Annotated in this window: 18 protein-coding genes; 17 read left to right on the top strand and 1 reads right to left on the bottom strand. The window is 39.7% G+C overall.

Annotated elements, in window-relative coordinates; translation table 11 throughout:
* The first annotated feature begins 102 nt into the window (after nucleotides 1–102).
* The 6 genes from uxaC (at nucleotide 103) to ACY2A0_RS00385 (ending at nucleotide 8,819) form a co-directional block, all read left to right on the top strand.
* On the top strand, nucleotides 103–1,503 hold the full coding sequence (gene uxaC / locus ACY2A0_RS00410; RefSeq protein WP_461787663.1) for a glucuronate isomerase: 1,401 nt from the start codon (nucleotides 103–105) through the stop codon (nucleotides 1,501–1,503).
* A 91-nt stretch (nucleotides 1,504–1,594) separates the two neighbouring features.
* Nucleotides 1,595–2,608, top strand: a complete 1,014-nt coding sequence (locus tag ACY2A0_RS00405) for a PfkB family carbohydrate kinase (RefSeq protein ID WP_461787662.1) — start codon at nucleotides 1,595–1,597, stop codon at nucleotides 2,606–2,608.
* Nucleotides 2,601–3,266, top strand: a complete 666-nt coding sequence (locus tag ACY2A0_RS00400; RefSeq protein ID WP_461787661.1) for a bifunctional 4-hydroxy-2-oxoglutarate aldolase/2-dehydro-3-deoxy-phosphogluconate aldolase — start codon at nucleotides 2,601–2,603, stop codon at nucleotides 3,264–3,266. The genes ACY2A0_RS00405 and ACY2A0_RS00400 overlap by 8 nt, the downstream gene beginning before the upstream one ends.
* 71 nt (nucleotides 3,267–3,337) lie before the next feature.
* Nucleotides 3,338–4,777: an MFS transporter gene (locus tag ACY2A0_RS00395; RefSeq protein ID WP_113638886.1), complete on the top strand. Its 1,440-nt coding sequence runs from the start codon at nucleotides 3,338–3,340 to the stop codon at nucleotides 4,775–4,777.
* An 85-nt stretch (nucleotides 4,778–4,862) separates the two neighbouring features.
* On the top strand, nucleotides 4,863–6,482 hold the full coding sequence (locus ACY2A0_RS00390) for an NADP-dependent glyceraldehyde-3-phosphate dehydrogenase (protein WP_461787660.1): 1,620 nt from the start codon (nucleotides 4,863–4,865) through the stop codon (nucleotides 6,480–6,482).
* A 312-nt stretch (nucleotides 6,483–6,794) separates the two neighbouring features.
* Nucleotides 6,795–8,819 (top strand): FUSC family membrane protein, encoded by a 2,025-nt coding sequence (locus ACY2A0_RS00385; RefSeq protein ID WP_461787659.1) that lies wholly within the window; start codon nucleotides 6,795–6,797, stop codon nucleotides 8,817–8,819.
* 72 nt (nucleotides 8,820–8,891) lie between these two features.
* Here ACY2A0_RS00385 and ACY2A0_RS00380 read toward each other — a convergent pair whose 3' ends face one another.
* Nucleotides 8,892–10,280, bottom strand: coding sequence for an MBL fold metallo-hydrolase (locus ACY2A0_RS00380; RefSeq protein ID WP_461787657.1), 1,389 nt, complete (start codon nucleotides 10,278–10,280; stop codon nucleotides 8,892–8,894).
* Between the two features lie 333 nt (nucleotides 10,281–10,613).
* On the opposite strand from ACY2A0_RS00380, the gene ACY2A0_RS00375 reads away from it, so the two are divergent.
* The 11 genes from ACY2A0_RS00375 (at nucleotide 10,614) to ACY2A0_RS00325 (ending at nucleotide 26,902) form a co-directional block, all read left to right on the top strand.
* Entirely contained in the window at nucleotides 10,614–11,132 is a 519-nt protein-coding gene (locus tag ACY2A0_RS00375; RefSeq protein WP_461791199.1) for a YMGG-like glycine zipper-containing protein, read from the top strand.
* Between the two features lie 146 nt (nucleotides 11,133–11,278).
* Nucleotides 11,279–11,662: a hypothetical protein gene (locus ACY2A0_RS00370; RefSeq protein WP_461787655.1), complete on the top strand. Its 384-nt coding sequence runs from the start codon at nucleotides 11,279–11,281 to the stop codon at nucleotides 11,660–11,662.
* A complete protein-coding gene (locus ACY2A0_RS00365; RefSeq protein ID WP_461787654.1) occupies nucleotides 11,653–12,501 on the top strand; it encodes a hypothetical protein in 849 nt (282 codons plus the stop codon). Before ACY2A0_RS00370 ends, ACY2A0_RS00365 begins: the two co-directional genes overlap by 10 nt.
* Nucleotides 12,494–13,441 carry a tRNA (adenosine(37)-N6)-dimethylallyltransferase MiaA gene (miaA, locus tag ACY2A0_RS00360; RefSeq protein WP_461787653.1) on the top strand — a complete coding sequence of 316 codons (948 nt, stop codon included), beginning with the start codon at nucleotides 12,494–12,496 and terminating at the stop codon, nucleotides 13,439–13,441. The genes ACY2A0_RS00365 and miaA overlap by 8 nt, the downstream gene beginning before the upstream one ends.
* Entirely contained in the window at nucleotides 13,434–15,413 is a 1,980-nt protein-coding gene (locus ACY2A0_RS00355; RefSeq protein ID WP_461787652.1) for an alpha/beta hydrolase family protein, read from the top strand. Before miaA ends, ACY2A0_RS00355 begins: the two co-directional genes overlap by 8 nt.
* A 48-nt stretch (nucleotides 15,414–15,461) precedes the next feature.
* Nucleotides 15,462–16,553 (top strand): hypothetical protein, encoded by a 1,092-nt coding sequence (locus tag ACY2A0_RS00350; protein ID WP_461787651.1) that lies wholly within the window; start codon nucleotides 15,462–15,464, stop codon nucleotides 16,551–16,553.
* A 401-nt stretch (nucleotides 16,554–16,954) separates the two neighbouring features.
* Nucleotides 16,955–19,981: an Ig-like domain-containing protein gene (locus tag ACY2A0_RS00345; protein ID WP_461787650.1), complete on the top strand. Its 3,027-nt coding sequence runs from the start codon at nucleotides 16,955–16,957 to the stop codon at nucleotides 19,979–19,981.
* A gap of 29 nt (nucleotides 19,982–20,010) precedes the next feature.
* Nucleotides 20,011–20,763, top strand: a complete 753-nt coding sequence (locus ACY2A0_RS00340) for a hypothetical protein (RefSeq protein WP_461787649.1) — start codon at nucleotides 20,011–20,013, stop codon at nucleotides 20,761–20,763.
* A gap of 21 nt (nucleotides 20,764–20,784) precedes the next feature.
* Nucleotides 20,785–21,705 carry a T9SS type B sorting domain-containing protein gene (locus ACY2A0_RS00335; protein WP_461787648.1) on the top strand — a complete coding sequence of 307 codons (921 nt, stop codon included), beginning with the start codon at nucleotides 20,785–20,787 and terminating at the stop codon, nucleotides 21,703–21,705.
* Between the two features lies 1 nt (nucleotide 21,706).
* Nucleotides 21,707–22,690 (top strand): PorP/SprF family type IX secretion system membrane protein, encoded by a 984-nt coding sequence (locus ACY2A0_RS00330; RefSeq protein WP_461787647.1) that lies wholly within the window; start codon nucleotides 21,707–21,709, stop codon nucleotides 22,688–22,690.
* A gap of 78 nt (nucleotides 22,691–22,768) precedes the next feature.
* Nucleotides 22,769–26,902, top strand: a complete 4,134-nt coding sequence (locus ACY2A0_RS00325) for a hybrid sensor histidine kinase/response regulator transcription factor (protein ID WP_461787646.1) — start codon at nucleotides 22,769–22,771, stop codon at nucleotides 26,900–26,902.
* Nucleotides 26,903–26,928: the final 26 nt, after the last annotated feature.

Raw genomic sequence — 26,928 nt, 5'->3', positions numbered from 1 at the left:
GTGGGAGGAATTATAAGCGCTAGAGTGAGTTAAAGTAATACGTTGTAGGTTGCATATACACTAAAAAAAATCAACCAAACAACCAAACAACCAAAAGTATAAATGAAAAAGTTTTTAGACGAGGATTTTTTATTGCAAACGGAAACGGCAAAGGTGTTATATCATGAATATGCCAAGCACATGCCTATTATTGATTATCATAATCACTTGATTCCGGAGCAAATTGCAACTGATAAACAGTTCGACAATATTACGCAGGTTTGGCTTTATGGTGATCATTACAAATGGCGTGCTATGCGTACTTTTGGTATTGATGAATATTATATAACCGGAGCTGCCTCTGACTGGGAAAAATTCGAAAAATGGGCTGAAACTGTTCCTTATACGCTAAGAAATCCTTTATACCATTGGACTCACTTGGAGCTTCAACGCTACTTTGATATCCATGATTTACTTTCGCCAGCAACCGCGAAAAAGATTTGGGATGAGTGTAACGCTAAGCTACAAACTAAAGAATATAGCGTTTTAGGTTTATTGAAAAAGATGAACGTAAAAACCTTATGTACTACCGATGACCCGCTTGATAACTTGGAATTTCACCAGCAAATTAAAGCTAAAGGCATTGATTTAACGGTTTTACCAGCTTTCAGACCAGATAAGGCGATGAACGCCGACGATGTTGCTGGATTGAATCAGTATGTAGATAAATTGGCCGATATCGTTCAAAAGCCAATTACCAATTACCAAGACTACTTAGCGGCTTTAAAATCTCGTCATGATTTCTTCGTGGAAAATGGTGCATCAGTTTCGGATCATGGTTTAGAGCAAATTTATGCGGAAGACTACACCGAGGAAGAAGTAGCTGAAATTTTCCTAAAAATTAGAAGTGGAGCACAAATCACGCCTCAAGAAAACCTGAAGTTTAAATCGGCAATGCTATTTACTTTTGCCCTTTGGGATCACGAAAGAGGATGGGTGCAGCAATATCATTTAGGTGCTATTCGCAATAACAATGATCGTTTGTTGTCGTCTTTAGGTCCTGATACAGGTTTTGATTCCATCGGTGATTTTTCTCAAGGCAGAGCTTTGGCTAAGTTCTTAAATAAATTAGACGCTGGTAACAAACTAACAAAGACCATTTTGTACAACTTAAATCCGGCAGATAATGAACTGATGGCTACCATGATTGGTAATTACCAAGATGGAACAGTGGCTGGAAAAGTGCAGTGGGGCTCTGGTTGGTGGTTCTTGGATCAAAAAGATGGCATGACAAAGCAGATCAATGCCTTGTCTAACATGGGCTTGTTAAGTCAGTTTGTGGGCATGCTAACAGATTCCAGAAGTTTCCTTTCTTTCCCACGTCACGAGTACTTCCGCCGTATTTTGTGCGATTTATTTGGTACTGATATAGAAAATGGAGAAATCCCTAACGATATAAAATTGGTTAGCCAATTAGTGGAAAATATTTGTTATCACAACGCAAAAGCCTATTTTAGCTTTTAAGTAACAGATTTTTAATCACCTAGTAGGGGAAAGCGGTAAGATTTAGTGGAGTTATCTAAGCCTTATACCTTTCGCCTTTTACCTTAAATAAATGAAAGTTTTAAGTTTTGGGGAATTATTATTACGCATCTGTCCTGATATGGATGGAAATTGGCTTGCGGAAAATCAATTGCCCTTTTATGTTGGTGGTGCGGAGTTAAATGTCGCCACAGCATTGGCCCTTTGGGATGTACCATCGGCCTATTTTTCGGCTTTGCCTGATAATTTTATGTCGCAGCAAATCATCAATTACGTTAATAAATGTAATATCGATTCGTCGCGGATGCAATTGAGCGGCGACCGCTTGGGATTATATTATCTTCCGAAAGGTAAAGATTTGAAAAATGCCGGCGTAATTTACGACAGAGCTAATTCATCTTTCGCAGCTATAAAGCCTCAAACTTTAAACTGGGATGAGATTTTTAAAGATATTTCGTGGTTTCATTTCAGTGCCATTTGTCCGGCTTTAAATCAAGATGCAGCTGATGTTTGCCTAGAAGCGGTTAAAGCGGCAAGTGAACGTGGCATTAAGGTGTCAATAGATTTAAATTATAGAGCTAAACTTTGGAAATTTGGCAAAGAACCTATTGATATTATTCCAGGTTTAGTGGAGTATTGCGATTTAGTGATGGGCAATATTTGGGCTGCGGAGAAGATGCTTGGCATTACTTTGCCAGCTGATATCGTTAGCATCGATACTAAAGAGAATTACCTTAAACAGGCAGAAATTACTTCGAAGGAAATCATCAATAAATTTCCAAAATGCAAGCATGTAGCCAATACGTTTAGGTTCGACTATAAAGCAGGCATTAGATATTACACTACGCTGTACACCGCAAATCAATTGCATGTGTCTAAAGAGTATTTGTCTGAGCAAATTTTAGATCGCGTTGGAAGTGGCGATTGCTACATGGGAGGTTTAATTTACGGCTTCTACAACCAGCACGAACCTCAGCAGATTTTAGAATTTGCTACTGCCGCTGCTTACAACAAATTGTACATCCCAAGCGATTGCACCACCGCTACCGTTCAAGATATTCACCAAACTATAGCTGACAATGACTAAAAATAAAGAAACTGCAATTCAAGCGATACAACAACAAGGTTTGCTACCGCTATTTTATTACGAAGATCCTCAAATCAGCTTAGAAATTATCAGAGCATTATATAAAGGTGGTGTCCGTGTTTTTGAATATACCAACAGAGGCGCTGCTGCTTTAACTAATTTTAAGTTCATTAAAGAAGCGCTAAAAACTGAAATGCAAGATTTGTTTTTCGGTATAGGAACCATCAAAAGTGCAGCGCAAGCTAAGGAATTTATTGCTGCGGGTGCAGATTTTATTGTTTGTCCAATAATTAACCCTGAAGTAGCCAAGCTTACGCATGAAGCAGGTTTGTTATGGATTCCCGGATGTATGACACCAACAGAGATTGATTTGGCTCAGCAACATCAAGCAGGCATCATTAAACTGTTTCCAGCCAATGTTTTAGGCGCCGATTTTCTTTCCTCAATTAGAGAGCTTTTTCAAGGTCAGCTATTTGTGCCAACAGGTGGTGTTGAAATCGAAGAGAATAACATCGCTAGTTGGTTTAAAGCAGGTGTTTGCGCCGTAGGTATGGGTAGTAAGTTGGTAAGCAAGCAAATTATTGAACAACGCGACTACGATAAAATTGAGTCGCTAACGAAAAAGACTTTTGAAATCATCAATAAAGTGAGAGCGTAAGTTTTCAGTTGACAGTTTTCACTTTACAGTTAACCAAGTTATACAATTAACCACATAACCAAATAACCAAAATGAACCAAGTTAAACCTAGTAAATACAGATGGACCATTTGCGCTCTGTTGTTTTTCGCAACTACCATCAATTATTTGGATCGCCAGGTGCTTTCCCTCACATGGAAAGATTTTATCAGCCCTGAGTTTCATTGGACTAATAACGATTACGGAAATATCACCGCCTTATTTTCTATTTTCTATGCCATAAGTATGCTTTTGGCTGGTCGTTTTATTGATTGGATGGATACCAAAAAAGGCTTCTTATGGGCTATTGGTATTTGGTCAATAGGTGCAGTTTTACATGCTTTTTGTGGTATTGCTACAGCTGGCTACCTTACTGGCGATTGGTTTGTTGGTTTCGAAGGAGCTAAAGATGCGATTGAAAAAGTGAATGATGTGTCACTCATTATCAGTGTAAGTGTAACGCTGTTCATTTTTGCTCGTTTTGTTTTAGCAGTAGGAGAGGCAGGTAACTTCCCGGCTGCAATTAAAGCTACTGCCGAATACTTTCCTAAAAAAGATAGAGCGCTTGCAACAAGTATCTTCAATGCAGGAGCAACCATTGGTGCATTGGCAGCGCCATTATGTATTCCAGTAATTGCAAAATATTATGGTTGGGAAATGTCGTTCATTATCATTGGTGCTTTAGGTTTCATTTGGATGGGATTTTGGGTTTTTCTTTACAAAAAGCCTGAAACCAATAGAAAAGTAAACGCAGAAGAGCTTGCCTACATCAACCAAGATGAACAGTTACAAGTACAAGTTGAAGCGCTTCCAGGAAACGATCAAAAATTATCTTTTGGTAAGTGTTTCAGCTATAAACAAACTTGGGCTTTTGCGTTTGGTAAATTTATGACAGATGGTGTGTGGTGGTTCTACTTATTTTGGATGCCGGCTTACCTATCAGAAGTTTATAACATCAAATCGTCTGATACGCAAGGACAGTTGGCTATTTTTGTACTTTATGCCATTACCTTACTCTCTATTTTTGGCGGTTGGTTGCCATCTTTCTTTGTAGATAAAAAGAAAATGAATCCTTACGAGGGTCGCATGAAAGCGATGTTAATCTTTGCTTTTTTCCCACTATTGGCATTATTAACGCAGCCTTTAGGTCACATTTCCTACTGGATTCCCGTAATTTTAATTGGTATTGCTGGCGCAGCGCATCAATCATGGTCTGCAAATATTTTCTCTACCATAGGCGATAGTTTCCCTAAAAGCGCCATTGCAACGGTTACAGGTATTGGCGGTTTAGCGGGTGGCTTAGGCTCTACTTTCATCAATAAGTTTTCTGGTTGGTTGTTTGACCACGCCGAGCAAACCCAAATGAAATTCATGGGCTTTCAAGGCATAGAAGCTGGTTACTTCATTATTTTCTCTTTCTGTGCAATAGCGTATCTTATTGCTTGGGTAGTAATGAAATCTCTAGTGCCAAAAATGAAAGTAATTCAACTTTAATCGAATATATCCTCTCTTTAAATAGGAGAGGATATATTAATAATTCAAAAATCTAGTAAATCTATAAACTAAGTAAATAAATCAAATGTCCCTAAACCTAGAAAGTCTGTTTCCAGTAGAAACGGATATCCCAGAAGCCTATGCGCTTGAAGGACCTTTAGACCAGCGTAGCTATTTATCCAATGGAGATATGCTTACATGGTCGGGAGATGTACACACTGTACTGTCACCCATTTGTGTTAAAACCAAAAAAGGCTTGGAACGTAAGCTGATTGGTACTTATCCGCTTTGCGGCGAAAAGGAAGCACAGATCGCTTTAGATGCTGCAGTAGCTGCATATAACAATGGTCGTGGCGAATGGCCAACCATGAGCGTAGCACAACGTATAGATTGCGTGGAGAAATTCACCCGAGATATCATGGCCAAAAAGGATGAAGTGGTAAAACTCATCATGTGGGAAATTGGCAAAACCTACGGCGATTCAGTTAAGGAATTCGACAGAACCATCGAATACATTAATGCCACTATCGATGCATTAAAAGACATTGATCGTCAGTCTGCAGGTTTTACCATCGAACAGGGTATTGTTGCGCAAATTCGCCGTTCTCCTTTGGGTGTGGTTTTATGTATGGGACCATTTAATTACCCTTTGAACGAAACTTTTACCACACTTATTCCCGCCCTAATTATGGGTAACACCATTTTATTTAAACCGCCCAAGCATGGTACATTATTGTTTTATCCACTGTTAAAAGCGTTTAGAGATAATTTTCCTAAAGGCGTAGTGAATACCATTTATGGTCGTGGGAATAAAATTATCCCAGGTTTAATGGAGTCTGGAAAAATCAACGTACTGACTTTAATTGGCTCAAGCAAAGTAGCAGATCAATTGAAGAAAATGCACCCTAAAGTAAATCGTTTACGTGCTATTTTAGGTTTGGATGCTAAAAATGCGGCCATTATAACGGCCAATGCTGATTTAAACTTGGCTGTGAAGGAAACGGTACTCGGTGCTTTGTCTTTCAACGGGCAACGTTGTACAGCACTTAAAATTATTTTTGTACATAAAAAGCAGGTTGATCAATTTGTGAAAGACCTTTCTGAAGAAATAGCGAAGTTGAAATTTGGAATGCCTTGGGAAGCTGGCGTTTCGTTAACGCCGCTGCCCGAGCCACAAAAACCTGCTTATTTAAAGGAACTTATTGACGATGCTTCCGCTAAAGGAGCGCAGGTGGTTAATCCAAACGGTGGGCAGGCTAATGAATCTTTCGTTTATCCAGCGGTAGTATATCCGGTAACGAAGGAAATGAAATTGTACACCGAGGAGCAGTTTGGACCGGTAATTCCTGTGGTAACCTTTGATGATATCGAAGAACCAATCAATTATCTGATTGAATCTACCCATGGTCAGCAGGTGAGTATTTTCAGTAACGACCCAGCAGAGGTTGCAGCGTTAATTGATCCAATTGTGAATCAGGTGAGTCGTGTGAACATTAATTGCCAGTGCCAGCGTGGACCAGATGTGTTTCCATTTACCGGAAGAAAGGATAGTGCCGAGGGTACACTTTCTGTAGTTGATGCGCTAAGAGCCTTCTCCATCCGCTCTTTAGTTGCAACAAAATTGAACGATAACAACAAACATTTGCTCAACGAAATCATCGATGGCAACAACTCGAATTTTTTAAGTACAAAATATTTATTTTAATGTATTCGCTTAATACTTCGTTTACTGCATGTTATGGATAAGCGAAAAAAATATTCTTACTTTTTTTTAAATAATGTATTGAATATTAAAAAAATGTTTTTACATTTGGGCTTACCCTTTCGGGGGTATGTTTTTCATAGGTAGATGTAGGGTCAGGAACTAGTTTCTTGGCCCTTTTTTATTTTAGCTGGTTTTTCGTGGTTTTAAGTTGATTTAAAGTACTGAAAAAGACGTTTTGTTATTTCCGCTTACAACCTGTGCGAATTTAACATCGCTTTATACTTGTGAAATTTGTCTAACTTTGCGCCCGAAATGAGATTTGAGCTTCGGAAAATCCCTTACTTGCTGCGGGAAATTGTAAAAAGCGAGCATACGGTTGATGCTTTGCGAAATACTTTGGCAGTGATCATTCCAATTGTCTTCTTTTTTTACATTGGCTGGCCTACCACGGGTATTGGTGTGGGCATTGGTGCATTGATGATTTGCATGACAGATTTGCCGGGAAACCGCACTGAGAAATTTAGGGCCGCCTGGATTAGTACTTTGATTTTTGCTTTGGTAGCATTTTTAGCCGCATGGAGCACACAATCAGCCTTGCTAATGGTTTTTACGGTAGTTGGACTCACTTTTTTGCTAACGATGGTGGGTGTAATGGGGCAGCGTATGTCGGCAATTGGTTTAATGGGAATCATTTTGGCTACTTTCACCATTGGACTAAAACCTAAAAATCCATTACTTTATGCTAATTACATTTTATTTGGCGGGGCGTGGTATTACTTGATTAGTTTATTACAAATCTCGATTTTCCCTTATCGGAGTTTAAACAGAGCTATCGCCCAAACTATTCGAGAAACAGCTGAACTTCTATTTTTAAGAGCAAAAGGCTATAATCCGCTAGCAGATTTAACCGGATTTAACCGACAAAATATACGCTTGCATTTAAGGTTAGCTAATCAGCACGAGCTGATCCGACAGTTATTGCTAAGCGACAAGCGTACCATGCAACAGCGGGACACCAAAGCGCAGCTACTTCTCGAAAAATCTATTAGCTTGATTGATTTGTATGAGCAAGTAAGTGCGGTACATTATGATTATCCTTATTTGAGGAAGAAACTCGCTAATACCGGGGCACTACCTTTGATTAAGGAAGGAATAGAGGTGATGGCAAAACTACTAAGAAAGCCAAATTCGCCAATGTTGGAGAGTTTTGACAATATCATTGCTGATTTAAAAAAGACTGCCGCAAAATTACCCGTGGAGGAGCAAGCTTTGGTTAGCCAAATATTAGCAAACATTGATGAGATTTTTGCTTTAATCAATGCCATACATTCTCCTAATAGCAATAGGCAGTCCGATGAAAGTTCGGGCAGATATACTGATTTTCTAACAACAAGTCCTGTACAAACAACGGCGTTCAAAAAGCACTTTTCATTACAGTCCTCTACATTTCGGTTCTCACTTCGTTTATCAGCTCTAAGTTTGGCGGCTTTGCTTTTAATCAATTGGTTATCGCCTCAACATTACAGCTATTGGTTGTTACTTACTATGGTAATTGTGAGTAGGCCAAGTTATGGACAAACTTTAAAAAGGAATGTTGAACGTTTGAGCGGTACATTGCTTGGTTTGTTGATAGGATGGGGGCTAACGCAAACCGATAGTATTTCGTTGCAATTATTCATTAGCGTTTTTGGTTTGTTTGGTTTTTTTGCATTTAATCGGATTGCTTACGGTGTAAGTGTGGTATGCATTACTGTTTCAGTTATTCTGTGCTTAAATGCCTACGAAGGAAATTTATGGCAACTGCTCACCGATAGAGTGGTTTTTACTATTGGCGGTGTGCTTTTGTGCTTGTTGGCTACTTTCTTATTTCCTATTTGGAACGCACCAAGGTTGGGAGATTTGTTTGCGCAGGTGATCAATTCTAACCTCGATTATTTTAAATCGGCAAGTGCCTTAACCCCATTTGATTTGGAGAAACTACATGAGAGCAAATTGGCTAGAAAACAAAGCCATAGGCAATTGGCTCAATTAAGCGAAGCCATTTCAGCAGCTTTGAAAGAACCATTACGTAGGAGACTAAATTGGCGACTGATTAAAAGGATGCAATTGCTCAATTTTCAGTTCAATGTGCTGAATGCCACTTTTGCGAGTAGTCAAAAACAAGGACTATCCCTGCTTTCTTTGGAAGATATCAAAAATATTGAAGCTGATTTGTTCCAGTTGCTGGATCAAATTCAAAACATGGATTGGTCAAACCCTAAAGAACTTCCCATGAGGGATGAAAAGCCACTTAACCTAAATGAAGTGTGCAAAGAGATGCTGATGTTAACGCATTAGTTGTTTTTTAAATAAAAAGCGAAACTTTACTTTTTTGGAATACTTATCGGTCGAGAAGGCTGGCAAGTATGCCTATAGTTCATAGCTTACACCTCGTTGCGGTATTTCAGCTTGGTAACCATTTTCTTCTAAAGCGGTTTTAAATGCCGTTAAACTATTGATTTCTCCATGTACCAAAAACACTTTTTTAAGCAAATTTGGAATTTGTTGTTTTACGATATCCATTAAGTCTTCATGGTCGCCATGGCCGCTTAGTAAATCTGTTTTGGCTATTTTAGCGTAAACCATCAAATCTCTATTTCTTAATCTGACAATTGGATCACCTCGTAAAAGCCGATCACCTAAAGTACCTTTGGCGCAGTAGCCGATAAATAAAATGGTACAATAATAGTTTTGTATGTTGTAGTAGATATGGTCTTGAATTCTGCCTCCTTCGAGCATGCCTGCAGAGGAAATGATAATGCAAGGATCAAGATAATTAGTGACCGCCATGCTTTCTTTTTGCGTTTGCAGGTAAGTCAGGTTCTCAAACTCAAATTCATCACCCTTTAACTGGTAAAAACTTTTCGCCTCCTCATTCACATACTGATGATGTTTTCTATAAATTTCAGTCGCGTGGTTAGCTAAAGGACTATCCACAAATACTTCAACTGGAGGTAACAATTTTTTACTGAAAATCTGATTGAGTTTGAAAATCAGTGATTGTGTACGACCAATACTAAATGCCGGAATAATCAGTCTGCCCGGGTTTTTAATGCATGTATCTTCGATAGTTTTAATCAGAACATCATCTAAAGAAGTGTCTTTGGAATGAAGGCGCCCACCGTAAGTGGATTCGCAAACCAAATAATCTACTTGCGGCAGTGTATCGGGATTTACCAATACCGGGTAGTTTTTTCTTCCAATATCGCCTGTAAATGCAATTTTTTTGGTGGTTCCGTTTTCATTTACCGTTAACACTGCTGCCGCTGCGCCTAACAAATGACCAACAGGTACAAAAGTCAATTCAATATCTCCGTTGATTTTAAAAGGTTTATGAAAACCGATAGTTACAAACCTATCCGTTGTTTCCATCACATGTTTTTGCAGATATAAAGGTTGTGGGCCGCTACTAAATCTCCGTCTTCCCTTAGGTTTGCGCTTTTGTTTGCCTAGAAAGATGTTTACCGAGTCAAACAATAGGATCTCAGTAAGATCCGCCGTAGGCCCTGTGCATAAAATCTGACCTTCGTAACCAGCTCGAACCAAAGTTGGTAGGTTGCCTGAGTGATCAATATGGGCGTGTGTTAAAATCACTAAATCAATATCAGCTGGATTAAACGGGAACATTAAGTTGGCTTCTTGGTAAGTGCCTTTCTCGTAGTCCAGTCCGCAATCAATCAATATGTTGTAGTTGTTGACTTGTAGCAGATGCATGCTTCCAGTTACCTGTTGTGCAGCTCCCCATATAGTTAGTTTCATCAATAGCAGTAAGAAATAAACGCACAATATATGTTTTTTGTACGGAATAGTCGACACTCGCTACATACTTTCAGTTCATTTTATGTCATTCCAATTAGGAATTAATTCTATCAAGTTATCGCTCAAAGCAGTAGAAAAAAAATATTTTATACAAAATTTTCGCTCTAATTTTTATCGTTATAGCTATTTGTTGTATGTTTTTTTGTTGTTGATCATAAAATCAGACGAATTTACTTTTACATTTTTGGCACAGTTTTTACGATTACCGTATCAAATCATTATTGATAAATCGGTAGTTGTTTTTTAATTAAAGCGCTACAATCAATACTGACAATGAATAGAATTACTAAAACTAAAAATATCAATAAGATGAAAAAGATAATGGCAATAGTCGCAATTGGTGCAACAGTTTTGGCCTCTTGTGGAAAAAGCGAAAAACAAATAGCATTAGAAAAGCAACAAGCAATTGCTGCTTATCAGGATAGTATTAAGTTAGATAGTTTTAAAAGAGCAGCCGCTGAAGAGCAGCAACGGAAAGTAGAAGAGCAGCATCAGGCTGAACTTGCAGCAGCTAGACGTAGTGCAGCTGCATCTGCAAGAAGCTATCGTTCGTCAAATACGGTAACTACATCGTCTGCTGGTGTAACAAGCACTCAAGCTCAAAAGAAAGGTTGGAGTGATGCTGCTAAAGGTACAGTGATTGGTGCTGGTGTAGGTGCGCTTGGCGGTGTTTTAATTGATAAAAACAATGCTCGTGGTGCTATCATCGGTGGTTTAGCTGGTGCTGGTGCTGGTTACGCAATCGGTCGTGCAGAAGACAGAAAAAGCGGTCGAGTTCAACCAAAGCAATAAACTCTATCATATATAAACGAAGCGCCCATGTGTTAAGCATGGGCGCTTTTGTTTTAAAAGAAAAGCCTAGAACATTTGAGTTTTTTAGGTGTTATAGCATTAAAATTACTTTAATTTGTGGACAAGTTCCATATAAACGGAATTGTATGAAAACTGATTCAATCGAGATATTTCAAACTATTAGAGCTGCAATGCAGCCATACACCGCACTTGGCTTTACGGCCAGGGCTAATACTGATGATCATTACGATTTATGGAGCGAGAAAAACGTAGTGATTGATGGAGGGAAAAAATCAGAGTTACATTTTGCAGAAGTTAAAGTGTCAAAAGATACGGTACAATTTTGTGTGTATGCAATTGAAATGATGGGCGAAAACAAACAAAGCGTCATTGATCAAAGCTTGTCGGCCTATCAAGACAATGATGCGGGATGTTTTTCGATAAAACAACTTGACGAGTCGTTGCTTGAAAATTTGACAGAAGTGCTAGAACGATGTTATCAGTTATTTAAACAGAAGGAATGGGTGTAAACGTTGAATTTTATAATGAGTTTTTTGAGGAAATTAAACTTCGATTTTATGGTGCTACTTGGATAGAGCTGCCGCCGTTTAAAATTGTTGCAGTTAAAGATGATGTCTACGTTAATCTTTTATCTGTTAAAAGCTCCTTTACTCCTCAACAGCTCATTTCTCTTCAAACGTTACATGCTCAAAGTGGTATTTTATTGGTGCACCTTTGGGAGGATGTTTGGGAGCAAAAAAAATCCCAGGTCTTGAGCCGAATTAACTCTTTTTGCGGTTTAAATCAAACACTTCATGCTAGGCAAGCTAAAATTTTGCCTGTCGATGCGGCTCAAGCTAGAGATTTTCTAACACTACATCATTTGCAGGGTTTTTCAAAGGTGAAGCATCATTTAGGTTTAACTATGGGTGGAGAGTTAAAAGCGTTAGCCTGTTTTGCTTCGTCTCGTCCTATGAAATCAAAAGGAGCGCATTACAAATCTGCCGAATTGGTGCGTTTTGCTACACAAAGTGGTTTTACCTTGGTAGGGGGTTTAAGCAAGTTGATCAAGAGTTTTCTTCAAGAAATCAACGCAAATGATTTGATGACCTACGCAGATCGAGACTGGTCGGTTGGCAAAGGCTATGATAAATTAGGTTTTCAGTTAACTGCTGCAACTGCGCCAGTGGAATTTACGGTTGACACTAGTGCCATGACACGATATTACACGCATCGTTTGCCGAAAAAAATCTTAACTAATTTCGAAGCTCAAAATGTGTTAAATTTGGATGAATTTTTAGCCCAAAATGGATTTGTAAAAACTTTCAATACGGGCAATCTTAAATATCATCTTTATACTAATGTCTGATCCGAATATCCTGATAATTTTAGGTGCAACGGCTACTGGAAAAACACAGTTGGCAGTTCATTTAGCTGATGTTTTTGGAGGAGAAGTGATTAGTGCGGATAGTAGGCAAGTGTTTAAAGGAATGGATATTGGTACTGGAAAGGATTTGCACGAATATGAGATTAATGGAAAACGGATTGTTCATCACTTGATAGATATTAAAAATGCAGGTGAAAAATATCAGGTTAACGCTTTTAAAGAAGATTTTTATCGGGCGTTCGAACAAATCAATCGGCGTAACAACTTGCCAATTTTATGTGGTGGCACCGGTATGTACATCCACAGTTTACTGCAAAACCATGAACTCACCGCTATTCCGGTTAACCAACTTTTGCGTGATGAACTGACACTTTTGTCTAAAGAGGAACTGCAAAACAGGATCAAGCAATTTCCTTTAGCTTTACGTTTACACGTAGATTACAGCTCTGCTAAGCGCTTGGTTCGAGCCATTGAAGTTGCTGATTTTTTAAATAAGAATGAGCTTGTAGATGTGCCACGCCCTACACTTAATCCCGTTGTTATTGGACTTTATAACGAAGTGGAAACCAGAAAGCATAAAATTGCCGAACGATTAAGATTGCGTTTAAAGAGCGGATTGATTGAAGAAGTTGAAAAGTTGATAGCTAGTGGCGTAACTGAAGATGCATTGAATTTTTACGGTTTGGAATATAAGTTTGTAGTTTCCTACATTAGGGGCGAAATGGATTTCGACACAATGGCGGAACGGTTGCAAACGGCAATTTTTCAGTTTGCTAAAAGGCAGATGACTTTTTTTAGAAAGATGGAAAAAGACGGTGTGGCTATTGTTTGGTTAGAAGCAGTCGAAAATAAAGCCTTAACCAACAAACATGCTGTTGAGTTAGTGAATAGATTTTTTAAAAGAAGCTCCAAAGATGCATAGATCACTTATTGCGATATTTTTCTTTCTTTCAACTTTTCAAGCGCAGGCTCAAAAGCAATATCAGGTAATGGATTGGAAGACTGACGTGACTTTGAACACCTTTTTGGTGCAGCAAATGAAAAGTCAGTACGAGGAACGCGTTCAAAACCTAAATAAAGCGTTGTTAAGCAAAAGTACGGCAATCGAATATCAAAATGAGCTTAAGGCAAACGCGAAATTGTTGTTCAGCAATATGCCTCAAAAAGCTGCGCTTAATACAGAAGTTACTGGTTTAATACAACAGACTGGTTATCATATCGAAAAAATTGTTTACCAAAGCTTCGAAAATCATCACGTTACTGCAAATTTGTACGTGCCTAGTAGCAAGGGAGTCTTTCCTGCGGTGCTGCTTTTTTGTGGTCACGAAGATACATCCAAAGCCACAGAAAGCTATCAGAAAACAGCCCAGCTTCTTGTTAAAAACGGATTCATAGTTTTAGTAGTTGATCCAATTTCTCAAAGCGAGAGGGTGCAGCTCACTGATGGAAATGGGAAATCCTTAACTAGAGGTTCAACTACTGAGCATACCTTGTTAAACTTACAATCCAACTTGTTGGGCACTTCTGTAGCGGCTTATGAGTTATTTGATAACCAGTGCGGCTTGGATTATCTACTGACTAGAAAAGATGTTGATGCTAGTAAGATTGCTTGCGTTGGCAACAGCGGGGGCGCTATACAGGCTATTTACTTTGCAGCAGTAGATGCGCGTGTGAAAGCAGTTGTGCCTTGTAGCTATTTATCAAGTCGCGAAAACACGTTGGCTACCAGCGGCGCTGCCGATGGTTGCGCTCAAATTCCAAATGAGGGTGCTTTAAAGCTTGAAATGAGCGATTATTTGATAGCTGCAGCACCGAAGCCAATTTTGGTTCTAGCAGGCAGGTATGATTTTATCGACTACAATGGTACGTTGCAATCAGTTGCTGATTTGCGGAAGTTTTACGCCAAAGTAGGAGCTTCAGACCGTGTTAGTTTGTTTACTTACGACGATGGTCATGGGATATCTAAACCTAAAAGAGAGAAAGCAGTTCAGTGGTTAAGGAAATGGTTCTACAACGATAATAGGAAAGTTGTTGAGGCGGAATTGGCTGTGTTGAGTGAAGCCGACTTATTCAGTAGTGCCAAAAACAAAGTCAGTTTGAGCTACCCAAAGGAGATTACGGTGCAGCAGTTCAACTCACAATTGTTTGATCAATATGCGCAACGTAGAGCTGAATTTTCAAAAAGTCCGATAGATTTTAGATTGAAGAGCTTACAGCAGCTGTTGAATATAAATCCATTAAAGAAAAGTGTCGAAACAGAGCAGGTGGGGCGTGTAAACCAAATGAATTTGAGTTTCGATAAAGTAATTTTACGAACAGCGGGTGAAATTCCGATGCCGGTATTGTTGTATCGCCCAGAAAAGTTGGTTAAAAAAGTAGTGATATTTATCAGTGATGCTGGAAAAGCAAATTTGGCCGACAGTATTTCATTGTTTAAAAAATATGTAGATGATAATAGTACGGCAATCATTTTATCCGATTTAAGAGGTTTAGGTGAAACGACTGACAAACCTTCGTTAAACGATCCGAAATATTTCAGCGACGATTATCGCAATGCGATGCTGGCCTTACATGTTGGAAAACCAATGCTTGGACAGCGCACTACGGATATGCTTACGCTGCTGGATTTTTCTGCAACACTTAATGAGGTCGGGAATCTTGAAATTGCCGTTGTATCCTTTGGTAATGTAGGTTTGGCAGCACTACATGCATCATTGTTTAATGATAAGGTTACGAAAGTGGAATTGCATCAATGCCTCAAATCTTTTAAAGAAGTATTTGAACATCCGTTAGCTAAAAATAGGTATGGTTTGGTAATAGATGGCGTTGCCAAATATTATGACATTCCAGATTTAATACGTTGGCAACAGGGCAAGTCGATCAAATTTTATTAGAAAAAACGAGCCTTCTCGCTTTCATTTCAGTCTATCTTAAAAAGATTGATGATGAAATTAAATAAGCTTCGATTGGCGCTTTTGGCTTTGCCAGCAACTGCGTTGGTAATGTCGTTTAATAAAGGGCGTAAACCTGCAGAGCCGCTATTTGTGTATGAAGGCAAAGACTACAAGCCTGGCGATACAGTTTTTGGGTATAAATCCTATACAAAGTTGGTGGTTGGAGATAATGATGCTCCCTTGTTATTAGGTGTGCCACATGACGGCGTGGCGGTAGGAGAGCCTGAAATTCCCGAAACTGGAACTACCGGACGAGACATTAACACTTTGCCATTAGCTTTTGAAATTGCGGCCAATTTTAAATCGGCGACAAAGAAAAGACCTTGGATAGTAATTAATACCATTGCCCGTAAACGTGTTGATCCTAATACTTTTCCTAACGAAGTTGATAAACGCTACACTAGTCCTGAGGCAAAGGCAACTTACTTAAGTTATCATTCGCTACTTGCAGCAGCTCGTGCACAAATGGCGGCAGCCCAAAAAAGTGGAAGAGGCGCACTGTTTTTAGATTTGCATGGTCAGGCACATAGTTATCAAACTCCCCAGTCATATCTCTCCGTTTCTGGCAAAACTTTAAGTAGTAAGTTTATAGATCAAACCGAGTTGGGATATGGTTTGAGTAATTATGCTATTTCGCAAAGCGATGATTATTTGAACAAATTAGCTGATTCCTCTTCCATTGCCGCTATTGCCAAAGCCAATCCTAATGTTCCGTTTTCAGAACTGATTAGAGGGCCGTATAGTTTCGGCGGGCTGTTAGAGGCGCAAAAAGTAGTAGCTGTTCCGGGTACCAATATTAAAACCCTAGATGCCAACGAAGCGCTTTTTGGAACAGATGCTAGTGGGGTTGCCAAAAAGCGACCTTATTTTAATGGAGGTTATTGCACAAGAAAATACGGTACGGTAGTTTTGGGTTCAACGGTTGGATTTGCCGATAACATTTCGGCCATACAAGCGGAAACTCCAGGTATTACCGTTAGAAACAACGATGCTATTCGGAGTGTTGCCGGAGAAAGATTCTCCAGAGCAATCATTGCTTTTATCAATAAATGGTATGGATATCAATATCCTATAAAATAAAATTCTATCAATTTCAAGACAGTTCCCTCATTTAATTTTAATCGCTCAACCAAGTGCCGACCGCAAGTCGGCATTTTTTTTTAAACAAATTTTCGTTTTGTTTGTTGTGTATTTTTGGGGAAATTTCATACCGTTTTCATGGTATCTTTTATTGGTGTTTCAAGATTTTATTGTGTATAAATTTACACGATAATATTGATTTTAGGTGGTAAAAATCAATATGTGTAGAAAATATTTCTCTATTTGTGAAATTAAACTTATTTTCGAAAGGTTGATCAGTTTTACTGTTTTGAAGATGATCAATTGCCAAACACAATAAAAAAATACACACCATCTTGTTAGGATTTTTGCTTTTAGAAATGAATGCTTAAACAAAACTTGTGCAGGTGTTTTAGTGAAAAATGCCAATTAGAACGCTAAAATTTACTGTATCAAATAGTGCGAAGTTTGTAGAAAAGCTAGGCCTAGTTGCGTTTTTGTTAGTTTTTCTGAGTTTCTCATTGCAAGCGCAGGTTTGTGGTACTTCTGGTATTGATGGTCCAAGTACCAACACCAATCCGATAAATACTTATTATCCCGTTTCTGGAAATCGCAGTTTGAATGCTGGGGCAAAGTCAATCCTGTTGGAAGCTGTTCCGGCCACAGATGCTTACGGTAATAATTACGGTAATATTGGCGTGCGCCCCGGCGATTTAATTCTGATTATTCAGATGCAAGACGCGATAATCAATTTTAACGATAGCGATTTATATGGTGGAGGAGCTAGCAATACTGGGCCCGATGGATTAGGTGGTACGGGTTATACTAATATTGGTTTTTCAGGAAAATTCGAATATGTGATAGCCCTGAATGCAGTACCAATTACTGGCGGTACCCTAAACTTTAGAGGTGGTAGCGCAGGCGGTGGGGTGGTTAACAGTTACGTTAATGCAGCGCCAACAGCTACAAGGGGCCAAAGGCGTTTTCAGATCGTGAGGGTACCTCAATATTCAAACCTTACGTTAACCTCGGATATTACTACGGTTCCTTATAATGGAAAGGCTGGGGGTGTAATTGCATTTGATGTAGCTGGTAACATGAATTTCAATTCCTTTAAAATAGATGCTTCTCAGAAAGGTTTTAGAGGTGGTTATGGGAAACAGGGTAATTCTGGTGCAAATGTCGAAAATGTATATGTGGTTAATTCTTCCAGCACAGTTTCGGTGGGCAAAGGCGAGGGAATTGCAGGTACGCCCCGGTACATGTATGATGGTTATAAAGACTTTGATAATATAGCTGAAGGTCTACCTGGCGGCTCCTATGGTAGAGGAGCGCCTGCTAACGGCGGAGGCGGGGGTAACGATCATAATGCTGGTGGTGGCGGCGGTGCTAACGGAGGCTTTGGTGGTGTTGGTGGCTGGGGCTGGCAAGGAGCTGGCGGCTCTTCTCCTAGTGGAGGCAGGCCAGGTACAGCTCTTCCGCAAGATTTAACTCGACTTATTATGGGCGGCGGCGGCGGCGGCGGAGATGCTAATAATGTTTTAATAAAAGATGAGAACGGAAATCCTCTTTCAGCCGTTAAAGGAGGTGTTGGAGGGGGAATCATCTTGGTTAATGTGGAGAAAATTACAGGTGCTGGTTTAATTGTAGCCAATGGGGGAGCCGGTGCACCAGGCGTTTTGGGATCCGCTCCAGATGGTGCCGGCGGTGGCGGAGCCGGTGGTACTGTATTCGTCAGATCTTTAGCCAATAGTGCAGGAGCTACGCTTACTATTCAAGCAAATGGTGGCAGAGGTGGCAATACAGAAGGTGATAGAAATAACGAGCATGGTCCTGGCGGTGGAGGTGGTGGCGGTGTGATATATCATAATGTGCCAGGCGCTGTTATCACACCAACAGCTACAAAGGGTCTTTCCGGGAAAGCTGATGAAGGTAACGGTACAAGTCACTATGCAGAGGATGGAACCGCTGGTTTAATTGTCGGTTTTTTAGACAATCAGCTTCCTTCGCATTTACAAGGTGGTGGAAAAATTTGTTATCCAGAACTTACTACAGTACTTGCTGAAGCAAATCCCGGCATTCCGGGGAGTAGAAACCCTGGGACAACTGCCACTTACACGTTAACAGTAACTAATGCTAATACCGGTGGAAACGCTGGTGGTGTACAGGCGGCATTTCAACTTCCAGCGGGTTTCACTATATCGTCTATTGCGGCAACATTAACTGGTGGCGCTGCTGGTGCTACCAATCCGCCTTTCATGTTAACCGGCGGTATTTATCAAATCGGGGCCGCTAGCGTGGCCGATGCTTATAACATTCCGCCGGGAGGTCAGGTGACTTTTACAATTAATGTAAATATTGCTAACAATGTTGCAGAAGGGATGCATCATGCCAGTGCGCAAGCTACTTATCTAGATCCAACACGTACTTCGGTGAATCCAAATAGAACGGTTACCGCAAAAAATAATGCCTTTTCTGGAAGTAATATAGCGTATGAAACTGGTGGAGCTGGAGATGTTACCGGAAACAATTATAACGGAAATGCAGTAGCAGCGACCGCAGAAGATGTACATATCAACGCCAAACCTCGTCCAAACGCTTTTGAAATAGATGTGATTGAGTGTAATCCTAAAGCTGAAGGAACGCTAACCGCAAATGATCCTGATGCGGCTCACACGGCCTCAACTTTAACTTATTCCTTAGAAGGAACTTATGACACCAGCAAAGGAACTTTAACACTTAATGCCAACGGATCTTTTTCATTTATTCCTTTAGTTAGATTTTTCGGAACCATCACCATACAATTTAGAGTTACTGATCCGCTTGGTGCTTATGATATCGGTACGCTAAAAATCAATCAGCCAAAGCCTTTAATTGCTATTACCGAAACAATTACTCATATCAGCGCTTATGGTGCTAATGATGGCTCAATCAATATTGTTTCTAGCGGCGGCGTGGGAGTGCGTACGCACAAGTGGTTGTATCCTGACGGTTCTCAAGTAAACGCAACAAGCATCAGTAATTTAGCGCCTGGATCTTATACACTAACCGTCACAGACGAGAATAACTGTAAATACAGCGAAACCTATATCGTTAGGGAACCACCTTTAGTGACCTTATTGCCCGCCAACGGTATTTGCGTTGGAGAAACATCCATTCTTTTGCCTTTTACAAATCCCAAAGTTAACCCTACTACGTATAGCATAGTTTGGGACAGTGTTGCGCTAGGCGCTGGATTAGCTAATGTAAGTAACGGCACTTTGCCAAACATTGTTGCTCCGGCCACGCAAGCAAATATTACCATCACCGTACCTGCAAATATCGCTATTGATACCTACAACGGAGTGTTGCGGGTGCAAAATGCCAATGGAGATAGTAGCGGTACCATACCATTTACCATTGTCATACATCCTTACCCTGTGAAGGCACTTATTCAGCTCATTAATTAAATTATATAATCACCGTAAAATTCGTTAAAATGAAAAAAACAATTACCCGCACCGCACTTGTAACGTTAGTTCTGCTAATTACAACAGTAGTTTCCAGTTACGCACAAACTTATTACAACCTTTATTTATGTGACGATGCCACTGCAAAACTGCGTCCACAGCAGGAGGCTACTTTGGTTGCCGGCGACAAGGTACACTGGTTTTTAAATGGAACTCCAGTTGGATCACCAATTACCTATACGGGTACGTCAGGTTCTACTGACTTGACTGTTCCTGCCAACCTATCCGTTGGACTACATAAATATACTACAGCTATCGAATCGAAAGATGGATGTTTGGGGCCACAGTCTGACGCTTTTGAGGTTTATAAACTTCCTACTAAAACTTTGGCTTTAAGTGCTCCTACATTTGCTTCATATTGTGGTGATGCTAGTGGAGCAACTGCTAGTTCACAAATTACTGCGACAAGTACGCCAGCATCGGCTTTGCCTGATGGAATTGCTTACACCTATACTTGGTCGGCTACTTTTAATGGAACTGCTGTAACGCCAATTACAACTATTGGTTCAAGCAACGGTAGTACAGGAAATACCAATGTGTTTACTTTAAACACCATCACAGCGGGTACTTACGTATTTAGTGCAAAAGTAGATTATACACTAACTGCGGCAAATACTGGTGTATTGAAAGCAGGCGCAGGATGTAGTGTTTCGTCTACTACTTCACAAACTATTACTGTTAATCCTAGACCTGGTAAACCATCAATTATGTTGGTAAACTAAGTAGGTTAACCTAAGCTGCTTTTGTTTGGTAGACTGACATATGTTTTAGTGCTGCTATTGTGGTGCGTATGTACCCAAGCGCAAGCCCAAAACCCGATAAGAGTGCCGCTTGGTACGCCAGTAACCCTTGGCGTCAATAATGCAAACGGGACTTACACTTATCAATGGTATAGGGATGGCCGTGCTTTGCCTAATGAAACCCGGTCTACTTTTACCACTACCTTGGGTGGACAGTACCAAGTTAGGGCGATCAGTCAAACCAATTGCGTTTCAGAGCTTTCGGACATTTTTACGGTGATTTTAATGTCGTCAGATCTGCAGGTAATTAAAAAATCTGAAACAAGACCAGTTGGGCCAAACGAAGCCTTTACCTACACCATTAAAGCTCGAAACAATGGGCCAATGGATGATACGCAAATTGTAGTTACAGATCACCTGCCTTTAGGACTGGAGTACGTAGGCATGAATTCGACGGCTGGTAATGCTAGTATCAACGCAGGTTTAATCACTTGGAGGATTCCTCTACTTCGGAATTTGGATGAGGCGAGCTTAGTAATTACGGTTAAAGGAAAAATGGCAAGTGTAATAACCAATACAGCAACCATTACTGGCACATTGCCTGATCCTGTTCAGGGCAACAATATTTCCACCGATGAGAAAAAAATTGTAGGTAATATCAAAGTGCCTAACGTAATTACACCTAATGGAGATGGAAAAAACGATGTGCTCAAAATAGAAGGTATTGAGCTTTATAAAGAAAATACCTTAGCCATTTTCAACAGATGGGGTAATGAAGTTTACCGAAGTGCAGGTAACTATCAAAATAACTGGAGTGGCGATGGTTTAAGCGAAGGTACTTACTATTACGTGCTAAAGCTGGTATCCAAGGAGGGGGTTGCTAGTAGCGCAACAGGTTATATTACTTTATTAAGAGATAAATAGTATGGTGTGTAGACGTTGGTATATTATCTTTTTGGTTGTATTGGCGAGTTTAAACAGCTTTGCACAGCAAGATGCGCAATACAGTCAGTATATTTTTAATGCAGTTTATATTAACCCAGCATACGCAGGTTACAGGGAGCGTTTAAACCTTAACGCTACCTACCGTAACCAATGGACCGGCATTAATGGCGCACCGCGAAGTTTTTCGATAGCTGCGGATATGTTGATGCCAAACGAAAGGGTAGGATTGTCGCTCATATTAGGGGCAGATCAGTTAGGTGCTCAAAAAAATCTGTCCGCATTTGCAAATTACGCCTATCGGTTCCCTGTAAACGAGGATGAGACTTCTAAATTGGCCTTCGGCGTTGGCGCCGGTTTTCAGCAATTTGGTATCAACGGTGATTTGTTTGATCCAAGTGATCAAGGTGATAATTTTATTCCGGTAGGACAGGTTAACGAGCTGGTGCCAGACATCAGAGCTGGTGTATTTTTCTCTACACAAAAGGCGTACATCGGCGCCTCGGTAAATAGTTTAATTAGCAAATATATTTTAGATAAGCGTAAATTAGATTTCAATTTTCCTACACCAAAGCCACATTATTACCTCACTGGCGGCGTTTTAATTCCACTTGTTGAATATGAAATCGACTTTAAGCCATTTTTCTTAATTAAGGATGATGCCGCTGGCCCAACAGTGCTAGATATCAATGCTTTCTTCTTGTTTAAACAAAAAGTTTGGATTGGTGCAGGTTACAGAACAGGCGTAAAGCTTTATAATAAACCCGCTGTGGTAGGTAACGTGAAAAACTCCAATGCCTTAATTGGCATGGCTGAAATATTCATCAGCGAAAAACTACGCTTAGGCTACTCCTATGATCACAGTGTGGGTAGCTTGGCTGGCTATAGCGGTTCAACTCATGAAATTTCAGTAAGTTGGAACTTCATGAACGAAAGAGAAAGAAGAATCAATTTCTGCTATTTTTAGCTCTCTCTTAAATGTTTTTGTTGTACATTGCATTAATAGCCAAGTAATAAATATATTTACGGCCACTAAGCAATCCATTTGATTTTAAGACGTTACATATTTCTTCTGCTTTGTGCAGCATTTTCAGCTATTTGTCCTCTTTTAGCGCAACAACAACCTATTGCTTTTAATCATTTGTCGTTTAGGGAGGGCTTGGCTCAAAGCCCAATATCAACCATTATTAAAGATAGAAAAGGATTTATATGGTTAGGCAGTTGGAAAGGACTTACACGTTACGATGGCTATACCTTTAGAATTTTTCAGCATCAAAATAATCAGTCCAAAAGCATTAGCAACAATCGGGTTAATGCCATTGTAGAGGATAGTAAGGGAAAATTGTGGATAGGCACTTCTAACGGCTTAAACATTTACAACCCTGCCACAGAAGTTTTTAAGCGAGTAGATATTAGAGACGTAAAAGGTGGCAGAAACTACATTTCATCGGTATTGATTGATAGCTACAAAAACGTTTGGACCGCCACTTTCGACGGTATTAAACAGGTAGATACATTAAACTGGAAACTCAAGGAGATTAATGGTTTAAAGGATACTTCTGCTAGCAGTCTTTACAATTCGGTAACGTTCACCATGTTTCAAGATCAGGCCAAACAAATATGGGTGGGATCTAAATTTGGGGTGAAACGCTTCAATCCAAAAACCAAGCGTTTAACGCAGCTACCGAGCGCAATAGCTAATTCTAAAGCGTTAATGAGCGCAAAAATTATCGTTATTAGGCAAGATAGACAGGGTAATTTATGGTTCGGATCGGAAACGTCGGGTTTATTCAGGTACAATTCAACAAACAATGAACTCAAAGTATTTAACTACGATGATGCTAACAATAACAGTATTCTATCCAATTGGATAAGAGATGTTTATGTTTATGATAACAAACATATTTGGATAGGTACACGGAATGGTTTAAGTATTTTTAACACAGAAACACAACGTTTTGATAACCACACGCACAGCCCGCTAAATACCAAAAGCTTGAGCGACAATACCATTTGGAGCATCATGCAGGATGAGGCTTCGGGCATTTGGATTGGGACTTTTGCTGGTGGCTTAAATGTTTACTATCCATCGAACGCCAATTTCAATAATATAGGTGAACGGGTAGGAGATCGGATGGGCTTGTCGCATTTAGTGGTAAATGCCATCTCCGAAGATAAAAATGGCGCACTTTGGGTAGGAACTTACGGCGGTGGCATCAACTATTTAGATAGAAAAACCGGTGCATATCGTTATTTCGATATCAGGAATGATCAAAAGCAAACCAGAAATGGTGTGAAATCATTAGCTGAAGACGCCAACGGCAATCTTTGGGTAGGTACGCTTGACGGCTTGTGCCATTTCGACAAGTCCACTAAAAAAATCAAATTCTTTAAATTTGCAGTAAGTCAGGGTAAATTCAGTGAAAACTTAATCAATTCTATCATTCCCGAAACGGATGGCGTTTGGGTGGGTACTAATGGCGGTGGTATGAGGCACCTAAATCCCGACGGTTCGTACGAAACGTTTGTACATTCGCCCAAAGACAGTACTAGCATTAGCGATAATTTTGTGGTGGCTTTAATTAAAGATGCGCAAAACAACATTTGGATTGGTACCCAGAACGGCCTGAACTACTACGACAGAAGAAAAAATAAATTCAAGCGTTTCATCAAGCGCAATCAGCCAAATACACTTAGCAATAATAGTATCATCACGTTATTTAAAGATGCAAAAGATAGGCTTTGGATTGGAACAGATGGTGGAGGATTAAATTATTATAACCCCATTACCAATAAGTTTTATGCTTTGAACGAAATTGAACCACTAACTGATGAGGTAGTTCATGCCATACAAGAAGATGAGAGTGGTGATATTTGGTTGAGCACTGACAATGGTTTATACCGATTGCATTTTAAAACTTTTGACCTGCCTTTTACATCAAAGAGTGTAGAGGTTACGCATTACAACGCGGATGACGGCTTAGCAAGCAATCAATTTCAAACGAATGCGGCACTACGCTTAAAAAGTGGTGAGTTGCTTTTTGGGGGGATCAATGGATTAACGTCATTTTTTCCTGATAAGTTAATTAAAAACAAAACTAAGCCGAAGGTTGCATTCACTGATTTTTTAGTAAGAAATAAGCCTGTTTTGGTCGATTCTGCCGATTCTCCGTTGGAAAAATCAATCACTTTTGCTGACCACGTGGAGCTAAAGTACGACGAGGGCTATATCACCATCAAGTTTGCTGCGCTAAATTTCATCAATCCCGAGAAAAATCAATATGCCTACAAAATGGAAGGTGTAAAGGGTGATGATTGGCATTATTCAGGCACCCAGCGTGAAGCGCATTATACCAATTTAAGTCCCGGAAAATACACTTTCAAAGTAATGGCAGCCAATAATGATGGGCTTTGGAACACCGAACCTATTAGCCTGTCCATTACCGTATTACCACCTTGGTGGCAAACGTGGTGGGCTTATTTAATTTATGTGGTGATACTTTATTATCTGGCTAACACCATTTATAAGTTCCAAAAAAACAGACTGAAATTGAAGAAGGAACTTTATCTAGAGCACTTGGAAAAAGAGCGTCAGGAAGAGCTGCATCAAATGAAAATTGATTTCTTTACCAATATTTCTCATGAAATTAGAACGCCACTTACGCTGATTTTAGGTCCATTAGAAAAGGCTTTGGGTAGTGCGAGTTTGGCAACCGATGCAAAACGCCAGTTGCAACAAGTGCAGCAAAATGCCAACAGATTAATGCGTTTGGTGACGGAATTAATGGACTTTAGAAAAGCCGAAAGCGGACACATGAAGCTCAATTTTTCTGCTTGTAATGTGGTGCATTTTGCCGAGGAAATTTACCTGTCATTTCAAAACTTGGCTTACGATAAGCAAATTAGCTATTCCTTTAAAAGTGATGTAGACCAGCTGGAAGTATATTTTGACAAAGACCATTTGGAGAAAGTGCTTTTTAACCTTTTATCTAATGCTTTTAAGTTTACACCAGAGCGTGGGGAAATTGTCTTTGCCATCCAAAAACTTGAAAACGAAGTAGCGATTAGCGTAACAGATAATGGAAAAGGAATTTCGGAGAAGAATATCAATCAGTTATTCACCAAATTTTTTCAGGTTTATAACGATGAAGTGTCCAACAGCGGCTACGGAATAGGTTTGGCGCTGTCTAAAAGTATCATCGATTTGCACCAAGGTAAAATTGAGGTAAGTAGTGACCTTACAAATGAAACCAATAAAAGTACAGTGTTCACCGTAACACTTCCATTGGGTGCCGCCCATTTGGATGAAAAGTCCATCATTCCAGAGTACATGAATAGCGATAATCCGGTGCATTATTATCTACAATCGGAAGTAGGAGGGATCATCAATGAGCCTAGGATCAGTGAAGGGGATAAAAAGTACACAATTTTAATAATAGAAGACAATACAGAACTGCGCAATTTTATCAGTGATTCATTTAAGGAGGGCTACAAAATTTTGCAAGCTACAAATGGTTTGGAAGGACTTGAGCTGGCATTGAACGAGCTTCCCGATTTAATTATTAGTGATGTAATGATGCCGGAGATGGACGGACTGGAGCTCTGCAGGCGCATCAAAACGGACGATCGGATCAATCATATTCCTGTGATTTTACTAACTGCAAGGGCCGCCTACATTCATCAGATCAACGGCTATGAAAAAGGTGCCGACGCTTACATCACCAAACCTTTCAGTATACAAGTTTTAACGTTAAATGTTAAAAATATCTTATCTACTAAAGAGGCTTCCCGACAGAAATTTGTGAGGGATATTTTGTTAAATCCGGCACCAATTGCCGTTGAAACACCAGACGATAAATTTTTGGCGAAGCTGATGAAACTTATTGAGGATAACCTGGATAATACCGACTTAGATGTTTCCTTTTTGGTGGAAGCTATTGGTATGAGCAAAACGGTATTGTATAAGAAAGTTCAAGCCATCACTAATTTATCTGTAGCCGACTTAATAAAAACGGTTCGTTTGAAACAAGCTGCTTTACTGTTGGAACAAAATCAAATGAGCATTGCAGATATTGCTTTTGCCGTAGGTTTTAACGACCGAAAGTATTTTAGTAAAGAATTTAAAAAGCAATTTGAGGTATCTCCATCTGAATATATTGCAACGAAAGATGCGAAATAGGAGCATTTTCCTTATCAACTATTAAG

It is taken from the genome of Pedobacter sp. (genome assembly GCF_965249885.1).
In the GTDB taxonomy this organism is placed as follows: domain Bacteria; phylum Bacteroidota; class Bacteroidia; order Sphingobacteriales; family Sphingobacteriaceae; genus Pedobacter.
Note: the sequence above shows the minus strand (reverse complement) of the source record. Positions and strands in the feature narration are given on the sequence as shown.

Coding starts and splice junctions, on each gene's coding strand:
- uxaC (WP_461787663.1), top strand. CDS start 103: ATGAAAAAGTTTTTAGACGAGGATTTTTTATTGCAAACGGAAACGGCA.
- ACY2A0_RS00405 (WP_461787662.1), top strand. CDS start 1,595: ATGAAAGTTTTAAGTTTTGGGGAATTATTATTACGCATCTGTCCTGAT.
- ACY2A0_RS00400 (WP_461787661.1), top strand. CDS start 2,601: ATGACTAAAAATAAAGAAACTGCAATTCAAGCGATACAACAACAAGGT.
- ACY2A0_RS00395 (WP_113638886.1), top strand. CDS start 3,338: ATGAACCAAGTTAAACCTAGTAAATACAGATGGACCATTTGCGCTCTG.
- ACY2A0_RS00390 (WP_461787660.1), top strand. CDS start 4,863: ATGTCCCTAAACCTAGAAAGTCTGTTTCCAGTAGAAACGGATATCCCA.
- ACY2A0_RS00385 (WP_461787659.1), top strand. CDS start 6,795: ATGAGATTTGAGCTTCGGAAAATCCCTTACTTGCTGCGGGAAATTGTA.
- ACY2A0_RS00380 (WP_461787657.1), bottom strand. CDS start 10,280: ATGAAACTAACTATATGGGGAGCTGCACAACAGGTAACTGGAAGCATG.
- ACY2A0_RS00375 (WP_461791199.1), top strand. CDS start 10,614: ATGAATAGAATTACTAAAACTAAAAATATCAATAAGATGAAAAAGATA.
- ACY2A0_RS00370 (WP_461787655.1), top strand. CDS start 11,279: ATGAAAACTGATTCAATCGAGATATTTCAAACTATTAGAGCTGCAATG.
- ACY2A0_RS00365 (WP_461787654.1), top strand. CDS start 11,653: ATGGGTGTAAACGTTGAATTTTATAATGAGTTTTTTGAGGAAATTAAA.
- miaA (WP_461787653.1), top strand. CDS start 12,494: ATGTCTGATCCGAATATCCTGATAATTTTAGGTGCAACGGCTACTGGA.
- ACY2A0_RS00355 (WP_461787652.1), top strand. CDS start 13,434: ATGCATAGATCACTTATTGCGATATTTTTCTTTCTTTCAACTTTTCAA.
- ACY2A0_RS00350 (WP_461787651.1), top strand. CDS start 15,462: ATGATGAAATTAAATAAGCTTCGATTGGCGCTTTTGGCTTTGCCAGCA.
- ACY2A0_RS00345 (WP_461787650.1), top strand. CDS start 16,955: ATGCCAATTAGAACGCTAAAATTTACTGTATCAAATAGTGCGAAGTTT.
- ACY2A0_RS00340 (WP_461787649.1), top strand. CDS start 20,011: ATGAAAAAAACAATTACCCGCACCGCACTTGTAACGTTAGTTCTGCTA.
- ACY2A0_RS00330 (WP_461787647.1), top strand. CDS start 21,707: ATGGTGTGTAGACGTTGGTATATTATCTTTTTGGTTGTATTGGCGAGT.